Below are 14,633 nucleotides of genomic sequence, written 5' to 3'. Positions count from 1 at the left end.
TGGACAAAGGCCATCTCGGCCAGGTTCGGCCAGAAGGCCTGGGCGAAGCGCTCGCTGCGGCGGCCGGTGGTCAGCACCAGACGGTCGATGCCGGCAGCTTGGCCACGTCCATGGCTTTTTCGATGGTGGCCACATAGGCGTCATGGGACATGGGCCGCACGATGCCGGTGGTGCCCAGAATCGAGATGCCGCCGATCACACCCAGACGGGCGTTGAGGGTTTTGCGGGCCAGGCGCTCTCCCTCGGGCACGAAAACCTCCACGTGGACATCCCGATTCGTGGGATGGCTTGCCGTTACTTCCTGGACGCTGTTGATGATCATGGTCCGTGGGCCTGGGGTGATGGCCGGCTGACCGGGTTCGATCTCGAGTCCCGGCAGGGTTACCCGACCCACACCGACACCGCCGGTGATGCGTATGGCTGGCGAGCCGGTCGGCGCTTCCAGGCGCACACGCGCGCCGATCTCGGCACCGTGGGTAGTGTCCGGGTCGTCGCCGGCATCCTTGATGACCGTGCAGGTGGCCGTAACGTCGTCTTCCCGCTCACACCGGTGCACGCTGATGGATGTGGCGGCGCCGGTCAGAAACCGGATCGTCACGGCTTCGGGCGGCTGGCCGGTAAGGAGCAGGAGAAGGGCCGCCTTGGAGGCGGCCGCCGCTGCCGCACCTGTCGTGAAACCGGATTTAAGCTGTGTGGCCTGATTTTTCAATGTGACTTGTTTCCCAGCTGATACTTGACGACGGCGCGCCTGTGTTCCTTGAACGTGGTGGAGAAATAGTGGGTGCCGTCCCCCTTGGCGACAAAATAGAGGTAATCGCTTTTGGCCGGATACAGCACGGCCTGGATCGCCAGGGCGCCGGGGCTGGCGATGGGGCCGGGCGGCAGTCCCTTGATCTTATAGGTGTTATACGGGGTATAGGTTTCAAGATCCTTGCGCCGGATATTGCCGTCAAAGTCGGGAATTCCGTAGATGACCGTGGGATCCGTTTCCAGACGCATGCCCTTTTTCAAACGGTTGTGGAACACCGCGGCCACCAGCGGCCGTTCCTCGGCGACGCCGGTCTCCTTTTCCACGATGGAGGCCAGGGTCACCACCTGGTGGATTGTCATGCCGAGCTCCGCGGCACGGGCCTTCCATTCCGGTTTGAAGGCCGCCCGGAACTGCTTGACCATGGTGACGATGATGGCGGCGGTGTTCAGGCCCCGGGGAAAGTAGTAGGTGTCCGGAAAGAGATAGCCTTCCAGGGTATCGGCCGGAATTTCCAGTTGTTTGGCCATCTCCGGATTACGGGCGGTTTTGAGAAAATCGTTGGCGTCGGCCAGGCCGGCGGCCGCAACGGCGGTAGCGATCTGCTGCAGGTTGTAGCCCTCCGGGATGGTCACGCGGTAGAGGTGCACCCGGCCTTCGACCATCTGCCCCAGAATATCGCGGGGCGTCATGGCGGTGGACAGAAAGTACTCGCCGGCCTTGAGCAGCTTCTCTTTTTTGTCGATGCGGGCCAGCAGGGTGAACCGCAGGGCATCCGAAATCAGGCCCTCCTGTTCCAGGGTCTTGGCCGTCTGTTTGAGCCCCTGGCCGGGCAGGAGGGTGAAGAGCTTGTCCTGGCCCTTGGCAGCCATCGGCTGTTGGGCCCATGCCATGAGATACAGGTAGGCCAATCCGGTGGCTCCGGCGAGCCCGATAAAAAGGAGCAATCCTATCAGTATCAGTTTCTTGACCATTACTCGCGTCCATTTCCTATCAACCAAAATGATCACAATAAGCCAAGCGTCGAGGATTGTCAAAGGTGAACTTGAGCCCTTCAATGGAATGGACCGAGAGGCCTGCGGGGCTGCCGGATGAACGCTGCCCCATCGGTTTTTGACATGGATCTTCAAGGGTTTATTTTTGATGGCAGGAAAGGTATACAACGGGAAACATGCTTTCAGACAGGAGAACACGCCCCATGCCGCAGCCCAAGCAAGAAAAGGATGTTTACTACGGATTCGAACAGGGGCCCATTCGGCCGCCCAGCGAAGCGCGCAGCTTGCTCATCCGCGTGACGCGCAATTGTCCATGGAACCGCTGCACTTTTTGCCACGTTTACAAGGAAACGCGTTTCTCGGTGCGTCCGGAAGCCCATGTGATTGAGGATATCGAGGCGATCCACCGCCATGTGGAGACCCTCAAGCGCATGGCCGATGCGAGCGGCAGTATTTTGCGCCGTGACATCAACGCTGCCGTGGAGGGCCTGGCCCCCCATGAGCACGAAACCTTCGGCGTGGCCCTGAACTGGTATGCCGGCGGGATGCGCTCCATCTTCCTCCAGGACGCCAATAGCCTGATCGTCAAGCCCGACAGCCTGATCCGCATCCTGCGCCACCTGCGCCGGCGTTTTCCCTGGGTCGAGCGCATCACCTCCTACGCCCGCGCCCATACCGTCGCGCGGATCAGCGACGAGAATCTGCGTGAAATGTGTGCCGCCGGGTTGAACCGGCTCCACCTGGGCCTCGAATCCGGCGCCGATGCCGTTCTCCGAATGGTTCACAAGGGGGTCGACAAACAGACCCAGGTCAAGGCCGGCCGAAAGGTCAAAAAGGCCGGCATGGAATTGTCTGAATATATCATGCCGGGGCTGGGGGGCCGGGCGTTTTCCCGGGAACACGCCCTGGAGACCGCCGATGCACTGAATCAGATCGATCCGGATTTCATCCGCCTGCGCTCCCTGGCGATCCCCGACGGCATCCCCCTGACCGAGGAATTGCGCAGCGGCCGTTTCGTCAAGCTGGGAGACACCGACACGGTGCGGGAGATCCGGCTTTTCGTGGAACATCTGGACGGCATCACCAGCATGATCACCAGCGATCATATCCTCAACCTGTTCGCCGAGGTCGAGGGTCGGCTGCCCGATGCCAAGCCCGCCATATTGGCCCTGTTGGACCGCTACCTGGCTTTGCCGGCCGATGAGCAGTGCCGCTTTCAGGTGGGGCGGCGCCTGGGGCTCTTCACCGCCCTTGAAGACCTGGAGCGACCCAAGCGGCGGGCCAAGGTGGATGCCTTCTGCGTCCAGCATGGCATCACGCCGGATAATGTGGACGAAATGATCGCCCAGATCATGACGCGCTTCATTTAATTAAAGAGATTGCTTTTGGACCTGCCGTCACCAAGAAAGGCCGGCCCATGGGATTGCAGCACGATTTCAAGGAAGCTCGCCGGAAGATCGCGCGTCTGGATGGTCAGGAACGCGACCGCCTTCTGACCATCTGTCAGGCGATCCAGCAGGCCCAGGCCGCCTTGTCGCATCAGGCGACGCCGATCCTGGCCCGCTGCATGACCCGCTGCCAGGGGCTGTGCTGCCGTAACATCCGGGTCGCCGACATCGTCACGGTCTGGGATCTGGTTTACATTCTCACCCTGGCACCCGAGCTGGAACCCACCCTGGCTGCCTGCCTGGCCCGCGAGGATTTTTTCCCGGCCGATTGCCTTTTTCTGCAAAATGGCGTTGGCCCCTGCCTGTTCCCCGAGCACATCCGTCCCGAGCGCTGCGTGATCTCCTTTTGCCGGGTGGAGCCGACCGTGGAAAAGGAGATCGGCCAGGTGATGCGTGGTTTCAGTCGATTGATTCGTTTTTTTTCCTTTCGGTCATACCGGCGCCTGATGCGATATTTTATTCCCTGATTCATCATCCGATCCGCATGCAAGTTGACGGGTGTCGCGATTGTCCCTCAAGATGCCGGCATATATGACGATATTTTTCGCTGACATATACTGTCGCCTTGAAAACATGAATGTTGCTTTGAACCATGGATACACAGAACCCAGCCGCGCAAAACGATGCTGCGGGCACCGAGAACACGATGACCATGCAGCTGAACCCGGTGACCCTGCACTTTACCGGGACCTGCGCCCATCTTGAAAGGGACTTTCAGCGCCACTATCATGCGCAGTCGCTCCGACCCATGCGCATTGCGCTTTTTCTGGCATTGGCGCTCTATGCGCTTTTTGGCATACTCGATGCCATTTTGATTCCCGAAGCAAAACATTTTACCTGGCTGGTCCGGTTTGCCGTCGTTTGCCCGGCGACGCTCCTGTTGATGTTGTCAACCTGGCACAACGTGAGCGAACGTCTGATCCAGCCCCTATTGGCACTATTGATCGTCATCGGCGGTGCCGGCATCATCGTGATCATTCTCGTTGCGCCACCGCCGGCCAGTCACACTTACTATGCCGGCCTGATCCTCGTCTTCATGCTGGGTTACACCTTCGTGCGGGCACAGTTCGTCTGGGCCTCGCTGTCGGCCTGGATCGTTGTCCTGCTCTACGAAATCATTGCCGTGGGATTCGTCCGGATACCCTTGACGGTGTTGATCGGTAATAACTTTTTCTTTATCAGCGCGAATTTCATCGGGATGGCAGCCTGCTATGCGATCGAACGCGCCGCACGGCGCGACTATTACCTGGGACAGCTTCTGTCCCAGGAACAGGAAAAAGTGCGCGAGGCCAACCGCCTGCTGGAAGCACGGGTAGAGGAACGGACCGCCGATCTGGCAAGCAGCCATCGGGAACTATCCGTGGAAATGCAGGAGCGCAAACGCGCCGAGGCCGAGCGACTTCGCCTGGCAACGCAGTTGAAACAGGCCGAGAAGATGGAGGCCATCGGCAGCCTGGCCGCTGGGATGGCCCATGATCTGAACAACATCCTCTGCGGCCTGGTGGGTTACCCGGACCTGTTGCTCCTGAATATTCCCGCGAACAGCCCATTGCGCCAGGATATCCTGAGCATCAAACGGTCGGGTGAAAAGGCCGCCGCCATGGTTCAGGATCTTTTGACCATGGCCAGGCGGGGGGTCGACAACCAGGAGGTCTTCAATCCCAATGCGCTGATCACCGATTATCTGGCTTCCCCCGAGTTCCGGAATCTTCAGCAGCGACACCCCCATGTGGATTTTGATGTCGATCTTGACGAGACCCTGCTGAATGTTTTTGCCTCGCCCATCCATTTCTCAAAAAGCCTGATGAATCTGGTATCCAATGCCGCCGAGGCGCAATTGGTTTCCGGCAAGGTCGCCCTTGTTACCCGCAACCAGTCCATTGATCAGCCCTATGCCGGCTATGAAACCATCCTTCCGGGAAATTATGCCACGATTCGGGTGAGCGATACGGGGGTGGGTATCGACCCTTCGGTGCTACACCGGATTTTCGAGCCGTTTTTCACCAAGAAACGCATGGGACGTAGCGGCACCGGACTGGGGATGTCGGTCGTCTGGGCCACCTTGAAGGACGCCGGCGGCTATATCGACGTTTCCAGCAGGGAAGGGCATGGAACCAGCTTCACGCTTTTTTTCCCGATAACCCGCAAGGTCGCTCATGGGGATAAACCACGGGTTGTCATCGAAGACTACCGCGGGACGGAGCGGATTTTGGTGGTTGACGACATGGCCGATCAGCGGGCCATCGCCCACGCCATGCTGAGGAAGATGGGGTATACGGTGGATGCCGTCACCTCCGGTGAGGCGGCCCTGGCGTTTGTGAAAAAGACCCCGGTGGATCTTCTGGTGCTCGGCATGCTCATGGATCCGGGGATGGACGGCTGCGATACCTATCGCGAGATTATCGCCCTTTACCCCGAACAGAAGGCGATCATCGCCAGCGGTTATTCCGAATCCGAGCGGGTTTGCGAGGTGCAGCAGCTGGGGGCCGGTGTGCATGTCCGGAAACCCTATACGCTGGAATCCCTTGCCGTTGCCGTGCGCGAGGAACTGGATCGCTCCGCGGAATGATCCCATTTTGACAACGATTTCCTTGACAGGTCGGGAAAAGCTTTATATATTCCGAAAAAACGATATGGAGAAATCGATGAAGGAGTTTCTGCGGGTCATGAAGGCCCTGTCCGATCCCACGCGGGTCAAAATGCTCAAGATTCTCGAGCGGCGCATGATGTGCGTCTGTGAGCTGCAGACCGCCCTGGGCAGCGCCCAGTCAACGGCCAGCAAGCACCTCAAAATTCTCGAGGATGCCGGCTTGGTCGCCTCCTACAAGGACGGTCTGTGGGTTAACTACACCCTGGCCGACGGCCGCCAAAGTCCCTTTGCGGCATCCATTTTGGGCAACCTGCGCCATTGGTTGAATGACGATCCCGAGGTTTCAGGGTTGCTCGACGGTATCGATAGAATCGATCGTTTCGAGATTCTGAACAAGAACTGAGTTTTTTTTTTGGCCTTCATATATGAATAAATCACGATGTAAGAAAGTTTTGTCCGGGCTTGCGGTATCAGGATTCCCTGATGGTCCCGGACAAGACCAGGAGGATGCCAGATGAGCGACGTGATTTCGCTGGGTCCTGCGCAAAAGGCGGCCGGTACCCCGGCGACCGAATCGGAGGCACCCAGCCTCATCGACTGGCAGGCGGTCTGGAAACCGCTTGCCATGATCGTCGGCGGTTTTCTGCTCTTCTTCTTCCTGCCCGTGGATAACGCCCGTTTCAGCCATGCGGTGATCGAGTCCCTGGCCCTGGCCAAATGGTATGCCCAGGAACATGTCCTGCTCTGCTTGGTGCCGGCGTTCTTCATTGCCGGAGGGGTGGCGGTCTTCGTCTCCCAGGGCGCGGTGATGAAATACCTGGCGCCGGCGCCGGCAAGGTGCTCTCCTACGGGGTGGCCAGCGTTTCCGGCTCTGTCTTGGCCGTCTGTTCCTGTACGGTGCTGCCGCTGTTTGCCGGCATCTGGAAGCGCGGCGCCGGCTTGGGACCGGCCATCGCTTTTCTCTACTCCGGTCCGGCGATCAATGTGCTGGCCATCATCCTCACCGCACGCATCCTGGGGCCGGATATCGGTGTGGCCCGCGCCGTGGGGGCTGTCATCTTCAGTGTGGTCATCGGGCTGTTCATGCATCTGCTGTTCCGCAAGGAGGAGACGGCCAAGCCGCCTCGGCCATGTACATGCCCACGCCCGAGGTGGAACGTCCCCTGTGGCAGACTACCCTCCTGTTCGCCGCCATGGTCGGGCTGCTGGTCTCCGCCACCTGGGGGCGCCCGGAGCAGGCCGGCAGCCTCTGGTCGGCCGTGTTCGCCATCAAATGGTGGTTGGCCGGTGGGTTCGCCTTCCTGCTGGGGGTGTTGATGGTCCGTTGGATGCGGGTGAAACCCTACAAACTGGTGATCGCCGCCATAGCGGTGCTCGTGCCTGCCCTGGTCGTTCCCCAATATCCCCTGTTGGCTTTCTCCATCGGCCTGGTGGCTTTCGTCATGTTGCAGACCACCACCCGTGGAGAAACCGAATCGTGGTTCACCGCCTCCTGGGATTTCGCCAAGCAGATCATGCCGCTGCTCTTGGTCGGGGTGCTGGTGGCGGGGCTGCTGCTGGGGCGGCCCGGTGCCGAGGGACTGATTCCCTCCCAATGGATCAGCGGTCTGGTGGGCGGAAACTCGCTGTGGGCCAACCTGTTTGCCTCGGTCGTGGGGGCGTTCATGTATTTTGCCACCCTTACCGAAGTTCCCATCCTCCAGGGACTCATCGGTGCCGGCATGGGCAAGGGACCGGCCCTGGCCCTGCTGCTGGCCGGTCCGGCGCTGAGCTTGCCCAACATGCTGGTGATCCGCAGCGTTATCGGAACGCGGAAAACGGTTGCCTTCGTGACCCTGGTGGTCGTCATGGCCACCATCAGCGGCTTGATTTTCGGGAGTATGGCAACGGGATGATGGGAGCGATGCGTGGTGAACGGAAGACATCGACCCTTTATCGATAATTCATGCAAACCCTAAACAATGGAGAAAATCATGGACATCAAAGTACTTGGCCCGGGCTGCGCGAAATGCAAACAGACGGAACAGATTGTCAAGGATGCGGTTGCCGAAAGCGGCGTGGCCGCAACGGTGGAAAAAGTCACCGACGTCATGGAGATCGCCGGCTACGGCGTTTTCGGCACGCCGGCCGTGGTGGTCGACGGCGAAGTGAAATCGGTGGGCAAGATTCCAAAAAAGGCGGATGTTCTCGGGTGGATCAAATAGCCGACGGTCAATCGTCGATGAAAAGCCTGGTGGCAACGCAGCATGATTGACCGTAAACGGGTGTCCTGAAAAACCGAGAGAATGAGGAAAAAAATGGCTGAAAACTGTTGTGAAGGTGGTAGTAATATCATGATTCTGGCATGTTCCGGAGGCTCCAATGTCGGCCAGCTGTCTAACCAGGCGGCCGTCGAACTGACCCAGGAGGGATTTGGCAAGATGTTCTGCCTGGCGGGGATTGGTGGCCAGCTTTCCGGCTTCATGCAGTCCGCCAGGGATGTGCCGGTGATGGTGGCCATCGACGGCTGCCAGATTGGCTGTGCCAAGGCAATTCTCGAACGGGCGCAGGTGCCGTTGAAGAACTATGTCGTTCTCACCGACCAGGGGATTGAAAAAAGCAAGAACCTCGCACTTGAACGCACTGACATCGATCGCGTCAAGGCTGCGGTCAAGGGGATCCTTGACTAGGCAGATCACGTTTTAAGGGATGATCAACGCGTCGATAACCAAGGAGGAAATATCCACATGCGGATGTTAGCCGAGTTTTTTCCGGAATTCGCCGATATGCTCGATGAGATGGATGCCTTGTATGCCCAGAAACGGAGCATCGATGAGAAGACCTACCAGTTCATCTGCTTCGCCCTGTCCATCAAGGGACGATCGAAACCCTGCGTCCTGAAACACTTCAAGGGCGCCCTGGAGGCCGGTGCAACGGTCAAGGAACTGGCTTATATTCTCGCCCTGACCATGCGCGAGGCCGCCGGTGCCGACGACTGCTGGACCCACGACGTGCTCGGGGAGTGGAAAGAGATCATCGCCGGGAACATCACCTGTGACTGTCAGAAATGAGACGATCGAAAAGCAAACACAGGAGGCTTCGGTACGGGATGCTTGCCGCTGCGATGCTGGCTGCCGGTGTATGGGTGGTGGCCGCATTTGCCGATGGGCCTTCGATGGACGGCATCCCGCCTGTTCCCGCGCCGGGGATGGTGACCATGGTGGATCTGGGAGCCCACAAATGTATTCCCTGCAAGATGATGGCGCCGATTATCGAAGATCTGCAAAAAACGTATTCTGGAAGGGCTTCGGTCATCTTCATCGATGTGTGGGAGTACCGGGAACAGGCCCAGCGTTTTGGTGTCCGGGGCATCCCGACGCAGATCTTTTATGATGCTTCGGGAAAGGAAGTGGGCCGCCATGTGGGTTTCCTGGACAAACAAAGCATCGTGGAGACATTTGAAAAACTTGGCGTTCCAAAATAGGGACCCGTGAACGTCAAATCGAAAAGCAAGGTACGAAGGGACGTGTAGCATGGCACCTGAAAAAAAACCAATGGCGGGAAATAGATCCAACTTCAAGCACACGGGGGGGGCGTTGTTGTCCGCCACCATTGCCAAACTATCACCGGGTGCGGTGTATACCACCGGAAGTGTGCTGTTGATGGCGGTCTGGTTTCTTGTGTATCACAACTTGACCGAATTTGCCGATCAGTTCACCCGACTGTTGGCCCGGCTGACGGGGTTTTCGACGACCAGCCATCTGGGCAGCGCCGTGGAATTCTTCGTCTTCGAAACACCCAAGGTGCTCATGCTGCTCACCCTGGTGGTTTTCGGTGTTGGTATTGTGCGGTCGTTTTTCACTCCCGAGCGTACGCGGGCGATCCTGGCCGGCAAGCGCGAGTCCGTGGGCAACGTGCTCTCCGCGATCCTGGGGATCGTCACTCCCTTTTGTTCCTGCTCGGCCGTGCCGCTATTCCTCGGTTTCGTGACCACGGGCGTGCCCTTGGGGGTGACCTTTTCCTTCCTGATCGCTGCCCCCATGGTCAACGAGATCGCCCTGGTTCTGCTTTACGGCTTGTTCGGCTGGAAAGTGGCCGCCATTTACATGGGCACCGGTCTCGCCATCGCCATGGTCGCCGGCTGGGTGATCGGGCGGCTAAAAATGGAGCGCCACCTGGAGGAATGGGTCTTTCAGATCCAGGCGGGCAATGTGGACCTGCCCGAGGATTCCCGGGACTGGGCGGCGCGGATCAAATATGGCCTCGAGGCGGTGCGCGATATTGTCGGCAAGGTCTGGATCTATGTCGTGTTGGGGATTGCCGTGGGCGCCGGCATTCACGGCTACGTTCCTGAAGGCGTGATGGCCGCGTTCATGGGCAAGTCGGCCTGGTGGTCGGTGCCCTTGTCGGTCTTGATCGGTATCCCCATGTATTCCAATGCCGCCGGCATCATCCCCATCGTCCAGGCGTTGCTGGGCAAGGGGGCGGCTCTCGGAACGGTGCTGGCCTTCATGATGTCGGTGATCGCCCTGTCGCTGCCCGAGATGATCATTCTGCGCAAGGTGCTCAAACCGCGTTTGATCGGTACGTTTATCGGCGTTGTCGCGATGGGTATCCTTCTGGTGGGGTATATCTTCAATTTCATCATGTAGGCGCCGGACGATGGATCTACTTTTAATTACGGTGAACCAGTGGATGAGCAGTGGCTCCCTGTTCTCTCTGGTCGGCGCCTTCCTGTGGGGGCTGGTCAGTGTGCTCCTCTCTCCTTGCCACCTGGCATCTATCCCCTTGATCGTTGCCTATGTGGGCGGTCAGCAGAACGCCATTAACCCCCGCCGGGCCGCCTGGTATGCCACCGCCTTTTCCATCGGTCTGTTCATCACCATCGCTGTTGTGGGGGGCGCTTGTACCCTGATGGGGCGCATGCTAGGAGATGTGGGGCACTGGTGGCAGGTGCTGGTGGGAATTGTTTTGATCTGGGTGGCCCTGGGGATGTTGGGTGTTCAGGCCTGCACCATGAGCGGATCCCTGCTGTACCGGTTCAATCTGCGAGGTATCCATGGTGCGTTCGGGTTGGGCCTGGCCTATGGCGTTTTGTCAGGGTCCTGTACCTTCGGTTTCATCGCACCCATTTTGGCCATGGTCACCGTGCAGCATCGAGTCGCCGCCGGTTCGCTGATGATGCTTTTGTTTGCTGCCGGACACTGCTTGCCGATCGCCGTGGCCGGCAGTTCCACGGCCATGGTGCGCAAACTGACCGAAAACAATGCCTGGCAGAGCACTGGTGTGTGGTTCCGTCGCAGTGCAGCGGTGGTGATCACCGTGCTGGGCCTTTATTTTGTTATCGTTCCGTTTAGCGGCGGTATCTGAGGCTCTTCCACCGCATATGATGGAAATTCAGCGTTGCTATGTCCGGAGGGATACAGACATGCGTATCCAGATAAAACATCACATTCGTTGATGACGTGGCGGCGCCAGCGGATCGTTCAGCCGCTCTCTATCGTCGAATTCGATGAGCCACACGAACGCCAAAAAGCGGCAGGAGGTCCAAAATGCTTCTCGATTCTTACCGGATTGAAATCTTTAACAACAAATGCATGCCTGGTGCCATGAGTGTTCAGTGCTTTGCCCACCTGGATCAGGATGTTTCCGAGGCGCTGCCGTATTTGAACGCCGAGTGGGGGGGCTTCGAATATATCAAGGATCCTCCTTCGGTGACGTTCAAAATACACGGCAAACTGCTCACCGTTCATGGCCGCAAAATCGCCGTGAACGCCAACAAGAACGAGGATGAGGTCAGGAAGATCATCGAATGGGTGAAACGCGAGATCAACCGGGTGTGGGAAAATCGCGCGGCCATCACCCCGCGGTACGAGGGCATGCCCAGGCCCCAGCTGATCCGGATATTGAAATGTCTGCCTAAAACGAATTGTCGCCAGTGTGGCGAACCCACCTGCATGGTTTTCGCCACCCGCGTGGCAGATGGCGTCAAAGGCAGTGCGGACTGCCCGCCGTTGACACCCAAGGCCAAAACCGAATTGGATGCCTACATGAAGCCGTTCGCCATGGATGCGGAGGGCACGATACCGTGGTAGCCGGGAGAGGAGACCATGATGAAACCCATCCGGATCCTGTTTTTATGCACCGGAAACAGTTGTCGCAGCCAAATGGCCGAGGGCTGGGTCAACCATATGAAAAGCGATCGGATCGAAGCCCGTTCGGCCGGAATCGAAACCCACGGCCTCAATCCGCTGGCCGTGCGGGCCATGGCCGAGGTCGACGTGGATATCTCCCATCATCACGCCAAGCTGGCGCGCGAATTTATCGGGCAGCCGTGGGATTATGTGGTTACCGTCTGCGGTCATGCCCATGAAACCTGTCCCTATTTTCCAGGGCCGGTCAAGATCGTTCATGTGGGCTTCGACGATCCGCCGGCCTTAGCCAAGGACGCGCCCGATGAGGAGGCCGCCATGGTGCACTATCGCCGTGTACGCGACGAGATCCGGGCTTTTGTCGAATCGCTTCCCGACGCGCTTGAGAAGTTGTGATGCCCGCCCCGGTTCTTTCCCCATACGCCTTCTCACAGACGGCTTGACTTTTTTATCCCCTTGATATCTAGGAGAAAAACGATCGCGCACTCAAGGCTGTCGGCAGCTGCCCCGCAGGCAGGCCATGGCTCGATTCCCCCGTTGGGCCGATGGCGTCGATTGTATCATCCCCTGACAACAGTGCTCCGGCCGCGCGAATCGATTTTCCCAACGTGAATAAAAGAGAGGTGATGGATGAAAAAGGTGCGAACATTGGCAAGACCGGTCAGCCTGTTCCTGGCCATTTTCATGATGGTGATTTTTACCCCTTATCAGCAGGTCATGGCCAGGATGATTTCTGCCGAAACAATCCTCGATGCCGGCCGTGTCGCCGAATCCCGTGCCGCCGTGCATGCCGTTCTGGCGCGTGAGGATGTTCGGCAGGCCCTGGTTTCCCAGGGAATCGATGTTCAGGAGGCCTCGGCGCGGATCGACAGCCTGTCGGATGCCGAGATCATCGCCTTGGCCGATCGCATGGATCAGCTGCCGGCAGCCGGCAGCGCCGTGGGCGCGATCGTTACCGCCACGGTGGTCGTTTTCATCGTGCTGTTGATAACCGATATTTTGGGATATACCGATGTTTTTCCCTTTGTAAAAAAACATTACTAGGCCGCGCCGAAAACGCGTATCGCCGTGGCCATGGATAAACACGTAAAAGGGTTGTTAATGATCCTGGTGCCGGTCCTGACAATCGCCAGTTGTGCAGGACGGCCGGGATCCGCTGGCCCTCGGCGATTCCTGATCAGCCCCGCCAATACCGTGCCGCGGACGTTCCCTTTTTTCCCCAGAAAACCGACCAATGCGGTCCAGCCGCCCTGGCCATGACCCTGTCCTGGAGCGGCGTGCGAATCTCGCCGGCCGCCCTCACCGCCGACGTATTCACCCCTTCGCTGAAGGGCAGCCTTCAATCGGCCATGATCGCCGGTGCCCGCCGGCATGATCGCATCGCCTGTTTGCTGCCGGAGCCCAATGCCCTGGTGGATGAGATCCGGCTGGCCATCCGGTGATCGTCCTGCAGAATCTCGGACTGGCCTGGTATCCGGTGTGGCATTACGCGGTGGTGATCGGGCTGGACCTGGAGCGGCGAAATGTGGTCCTGCACTCCGGAACCGAGGCGGACAAGCTGTTATCCCTGGATGTGTTCACGCGGACCTGGCGACGGGGGGAATTCTGGGGACTGTTGGTGCTGCCGTCGTCGGAGTTGCCGGCCCGCAGCTCGGAAGAGGCCTATTTGCGCGCCGTGAGTCCCCTGGAGCGGATGGGTAAATGGGCACTGGCGGCCGAAGCGTATGCAACCGCCCTGAAACGGTGGCCGCACAGCCTGGCGGCCTACCTGGGGGTGGGCGTCTGCCGCTATGCGCGTGGGGACCTGAAGGCCGCCGAAGGTATTTTCCGGCAGGCCACGCTGAAATTTCCCGCTGAAGGGGCGACTTTCAACAACCTGGCCCAGGTGCTGCTGGAGCAGGGCCGCATCGATGAAGCCCGCACCGCCGCCCGGCATGCCGTGGCATTGGGCGGCCCCTTGAAAGCGGAATTCGAAAAGACCCTCTCGGAAATCCCCGGGCCATGACGACGGTGTCCCGCTACGAATATGAATCCGTCAAAATTTTATTGACAGCTACGCAAGGTTTAAATACATCCTACCTAAAAATTATTTGTGTTTTGCGGTGCCTCTGATGAGGATAATAGGGAACCCGGTGCGATTCCGGGACGAACCCGTCGCTGTGAGCGGGGACGAAAGCCGCCATGACCACTGCATCGTGTGGATGTGACCGAAACGATGCGGGAAGGGGCGGCCGGTAGAACGATCCGCGAGTCAGAAGACCTGCCGTGAAGCGTTGTGTCCTGGTGGTGACGGCAAAACCCCAGACGGAAAATTCTATTTTCGGTCCGGGGTTTTTTATTGGGCGAACCGGTTCCAAGGGCCCCGATCCGTGCAAAAGGAGGAATCCCACCATGAAGACACAAATTGAACTGGCCCGGGAAGGCGTGATCAGCGAACAGATGCGCACGGTGGCGCTCGACGAGAACATCGATGCGGAAATTATCCGCCAGCGCGTGGCCAAGGGGCAGATCGTCATTCCCAACAACCCTTTTCGCAACGCGCAAAAAGTGGTCGGCATCGGCCGCGGCCTGCGCACCAAGGTCAACGCCTCCATCGGCACGTCGTCGGACATCTGCGATATCGACCTGGAAGTGAGAAAAGCCGTGGCCGCCGAGGAAGAGGGCGCCGACACGCTCATGGAACTCTCCGCCGGCGGGGACCTGGACGTCGTGCGGCGCGCC

Annotated in this window: 20 protein-coding genes and 1 riboswitch; of the genes, 18 read left to right on the top strand and 2 right to left on the bottom strand. The window is 58.9% G+C overall.

Going from position 1 to position 14,633, the window contains the following annotated elements; all coding sequences use genetic code 11:
• Positions 1-70: 70 nt before the first annotated feature.
• The gene (gene cbiD, locus JCM12296_RS26140; protein WP_054699385.1) at positions 71-709 is read right to left on the bottom strand and encodes a cobalt-precorrin-5B (C(1))-methyltransferase CbiD; all 639 of its coding nucleotides are present in this window, start codon (positions 707-709) and stop codon (positions 71-73) included.
• Complete coding sequence (gene mltG, locus JCM12296_RS26135) at positions 706-1,722, bottom strand: endolytic transglycosylase MltG (RefSeq protein ID WP_054699384.1); 1,017 nt, start codon at positions 1,720-1,722, stop codon at positions 706-708. The genes cbiD and mltG overlap by 4 nt, the downstream gene beginning before the upstream one ends.
• 224 nt (positions 1,723-1,946) lie before the next feature.
• Here mltG and JCM12296_RS26130 point away from each other — a divergent pair, with 224 nt between their 5' ends.
• The 18 genes from JCM12296_RS26130 to JCM12296_RS26050 form a co-directional block, all read left to right on the top strand.
• Complete coding sequence (locus JCM12296_RS26130) at positions 1,947-3,113, top strand: radical SAM protein (RefSeq protein WP_054699382.1); 1,167 nt, start codon at positions 1,947-1,949, stop codon at positions 3,111-3,113.
• A 47-nt stretch (positions 3,114-3,160) separates the two neighbouring features.
• Positions 3,161-3,658, top strand: a complete 498-nt coding sequence (locus JCM12296_RS26125; protein ID WP_054699380.1) for a hypothetical protein — start codon at positions 3,161-3,163, stop codon at positions 3,656-3,658.
• A 125-nt stretch (positions 3,659-3,783) separates the two neighbouring features.
• On the top strand, positions 3,784-5,760 hold the full coding sequence (locus tag JCM12296_RS26120) for an ATP-binding protein (RefSeq protein WP_054699378.1): 1,977 nt from the start codon (positions 3,784-3,786) through the stop codon (positions 5,758-5,760).
• A gap of 76 nt (positions 5,761-5,836) precedes the next feature.
• Positions 5,837-6,184, top strand: coding sequence for an ArsR/SmtB family transcription factor (locus JCM12296_RS26115; RefSeq protein WP_054699377.1), 348 nt, complete (start codon positions 5,837-5,839; stop codon positions 6,182-6,184).
• A 434-nt stretch (positions 6,185-6,618) separates the two neighbouring features.
• Positions 6,619-7,098, top strand: coding sequence for a permease (locus JCM12296_RS48175; RefSeq protein WP_172684110.1), 480 nt, complete (start codon positions 6,619-6,621; stop codon positions 7,096-7,098).
• Positions 7,098-7,676, top strand: a complete 579-nt coding sequence (locus JCM12296_RS48170) for a permease (protein ID WP_306304130.1) — start codon at positions 7,098-7,100, stop codon at positions 7,674-7,676. Before JCM12296_RS48175 ends, JCM12296_RS48170 begins: the two co-directional genes overlap by 1 nt.
• 78 nt (positions 7,677-7,754) lie before the next feature.
• Positions 7,755-7,985: a thioredoxin family protein gene (locus tag JCM12296_RS26105; protein WP_054699374.1), complete on the top strand. Its 231-nt coding sequence runs from the start codon at positions 7,755-7,757 to the stop codon at positions 7,983-7,985.
• Positions 7,986-8,114: 129 nt separating this feature from the next.
• Entirely contained in the window at positions 8,115-8,450 is a 336-nt protein-coding gene (locus JCM12296_RS26100; protein ID WP_246804895.1) for a putative zinc-binding protein, read from the top strand.
• Between the two features lie 57 nt (positions 8,451-8,507).
• Complete coding sequence (locus JCM12296_RS26095) at positions 8,508-8,831, top strand: carboxymuconolactone decarboxylase family protein (protein WP_054699370.1); 324 nt, start codon at positions 8,508-8,510, stop codon at positions 8,829-8,831.
• A 38-nt stretch (positions 8,832-8,869) separates the two neighbouring features.
• Positions 8,870-9,244 carry a thioredoxin family protein gene (locus JCM12296_RS26090; RefSeq protein ID WP_157067908.1) on the top strand — a complete coding sequence of 125 codons (375 nt, stop codon included), beginning with the start codon at positions 8,870-8,872 and terminating at the stop codon, positions 9,242-9,244.
• 49 nt (positions 9,245-9,293) lie between these two features.
• Entirely contained in the window at positions 9,294-10,412 is a 1,119-nt protein-coding gene (locus tag JCM12296_RS26085; protein WP_246804894.1) for a permease, read from the top strand.
• Positions 10,413-10,422: 10 nt separating this feature from the next.
• Positions 10,423-11,130, top strand: a complete 708-nt coding sequence (locus JCM12296_RS26080) for a cytochrome c biogenesis CcdA family protein (RefSeq protein ID WP_054699369.1) — start codon at positions 10,423-10,425, stop codon at positions 11,128-11,130.
• A gap of 182 nt (positions 11,131-11,312) precedes the next feature.
• Positions 11,313-11,855, top strand: a complete 543-nt coding sequence (locus JCM12296_RS26075; protein WP_054699368.1) for a (Fe-S)-binding protein — start codon at positions 11,313-11,315, stop codon at positions 11,853-11,855.
• Between the two features lie 15 nt (positions 11,856-11,870).
• The gene (locus JCM12296_RS26070) at positions 11,871-12,308 is read left to right on the top strand and encodes an arsenate reductase ArsC (protein ID WP_054699366.1); all 438 of its coding nucleotides are present in this window, start codon (positions 11,871-11,873) and stop codon (positions 12,306-12,308) included.
• A gap of 234 nt (positions 12,309-12,542) precedes the next feature.
• Positions 12,543-12,956: a PA2779 family protein gene (locus tag JCM12296_RS26065; protein WP_054699364.1), complete on the top strand. Its 414-nt coding sequence runs from the start codon at positions 12,543-12,545 to the stop codon at positions 12,954-12,956.
• 89 nt (positions 12,957-13,045) lie between these two features.
• A complete protein-coding gene (locus tag JCM12296_RS26060) occupies positions 13,046-13,354 on the top strand; it encodes a hypothetical protein (RefSeq protein ID WP_054699362.1) in 309 nt (102 codons plus the stop codon).
• Positions 13,351-13,917, top strand: a complete 567-nt coding sequence (locus JCM12296_RS26055; RefSeq protein ID WP_054699360.1) for a PA2778 family cysteine peptidase — start codon at positions 13,351-13,353, stop codon at positions 13,915-13,917. Before JCM12296_RS26060 ends, JCM12296_RS26055 begins: the two co-directional genes overlap by 4 nt.
• A 78-nt stretch (positions 13,918-13,995) precedes the next feature.
• Positions 13,996-14,194, top strand: a riboswitch (cobalamin riboswitch).
• A gap of 109 nt (positions 14,195-14,303) precedes the next feature.
• On the top strand, positions 14,304-14,633 hold a 330-nt coding region (locus JCM12296_RS26050; RefSeq protein WP_172684109.1), incomplete at its 3' end, for a phosphomethylpyrimidine synthase ThiC.

Source organism: Desulfosarcina cetonica JCM 12296 (assembly GCF_001311845.1).
GTDB classification, from domain to species: domain Bacteria; phylum Desulfobacterota; class Desulfobacteria; order Desulfobacterales; family Desulfosarcinaceae; genus Desulfosarcina; species Desulfosarcina cetonica.
The sequence above is the reverse complement of the archived record's forward strand: the minus strand, read 5'-3'. Positions and strand labels throughout refer to the sequence as shown.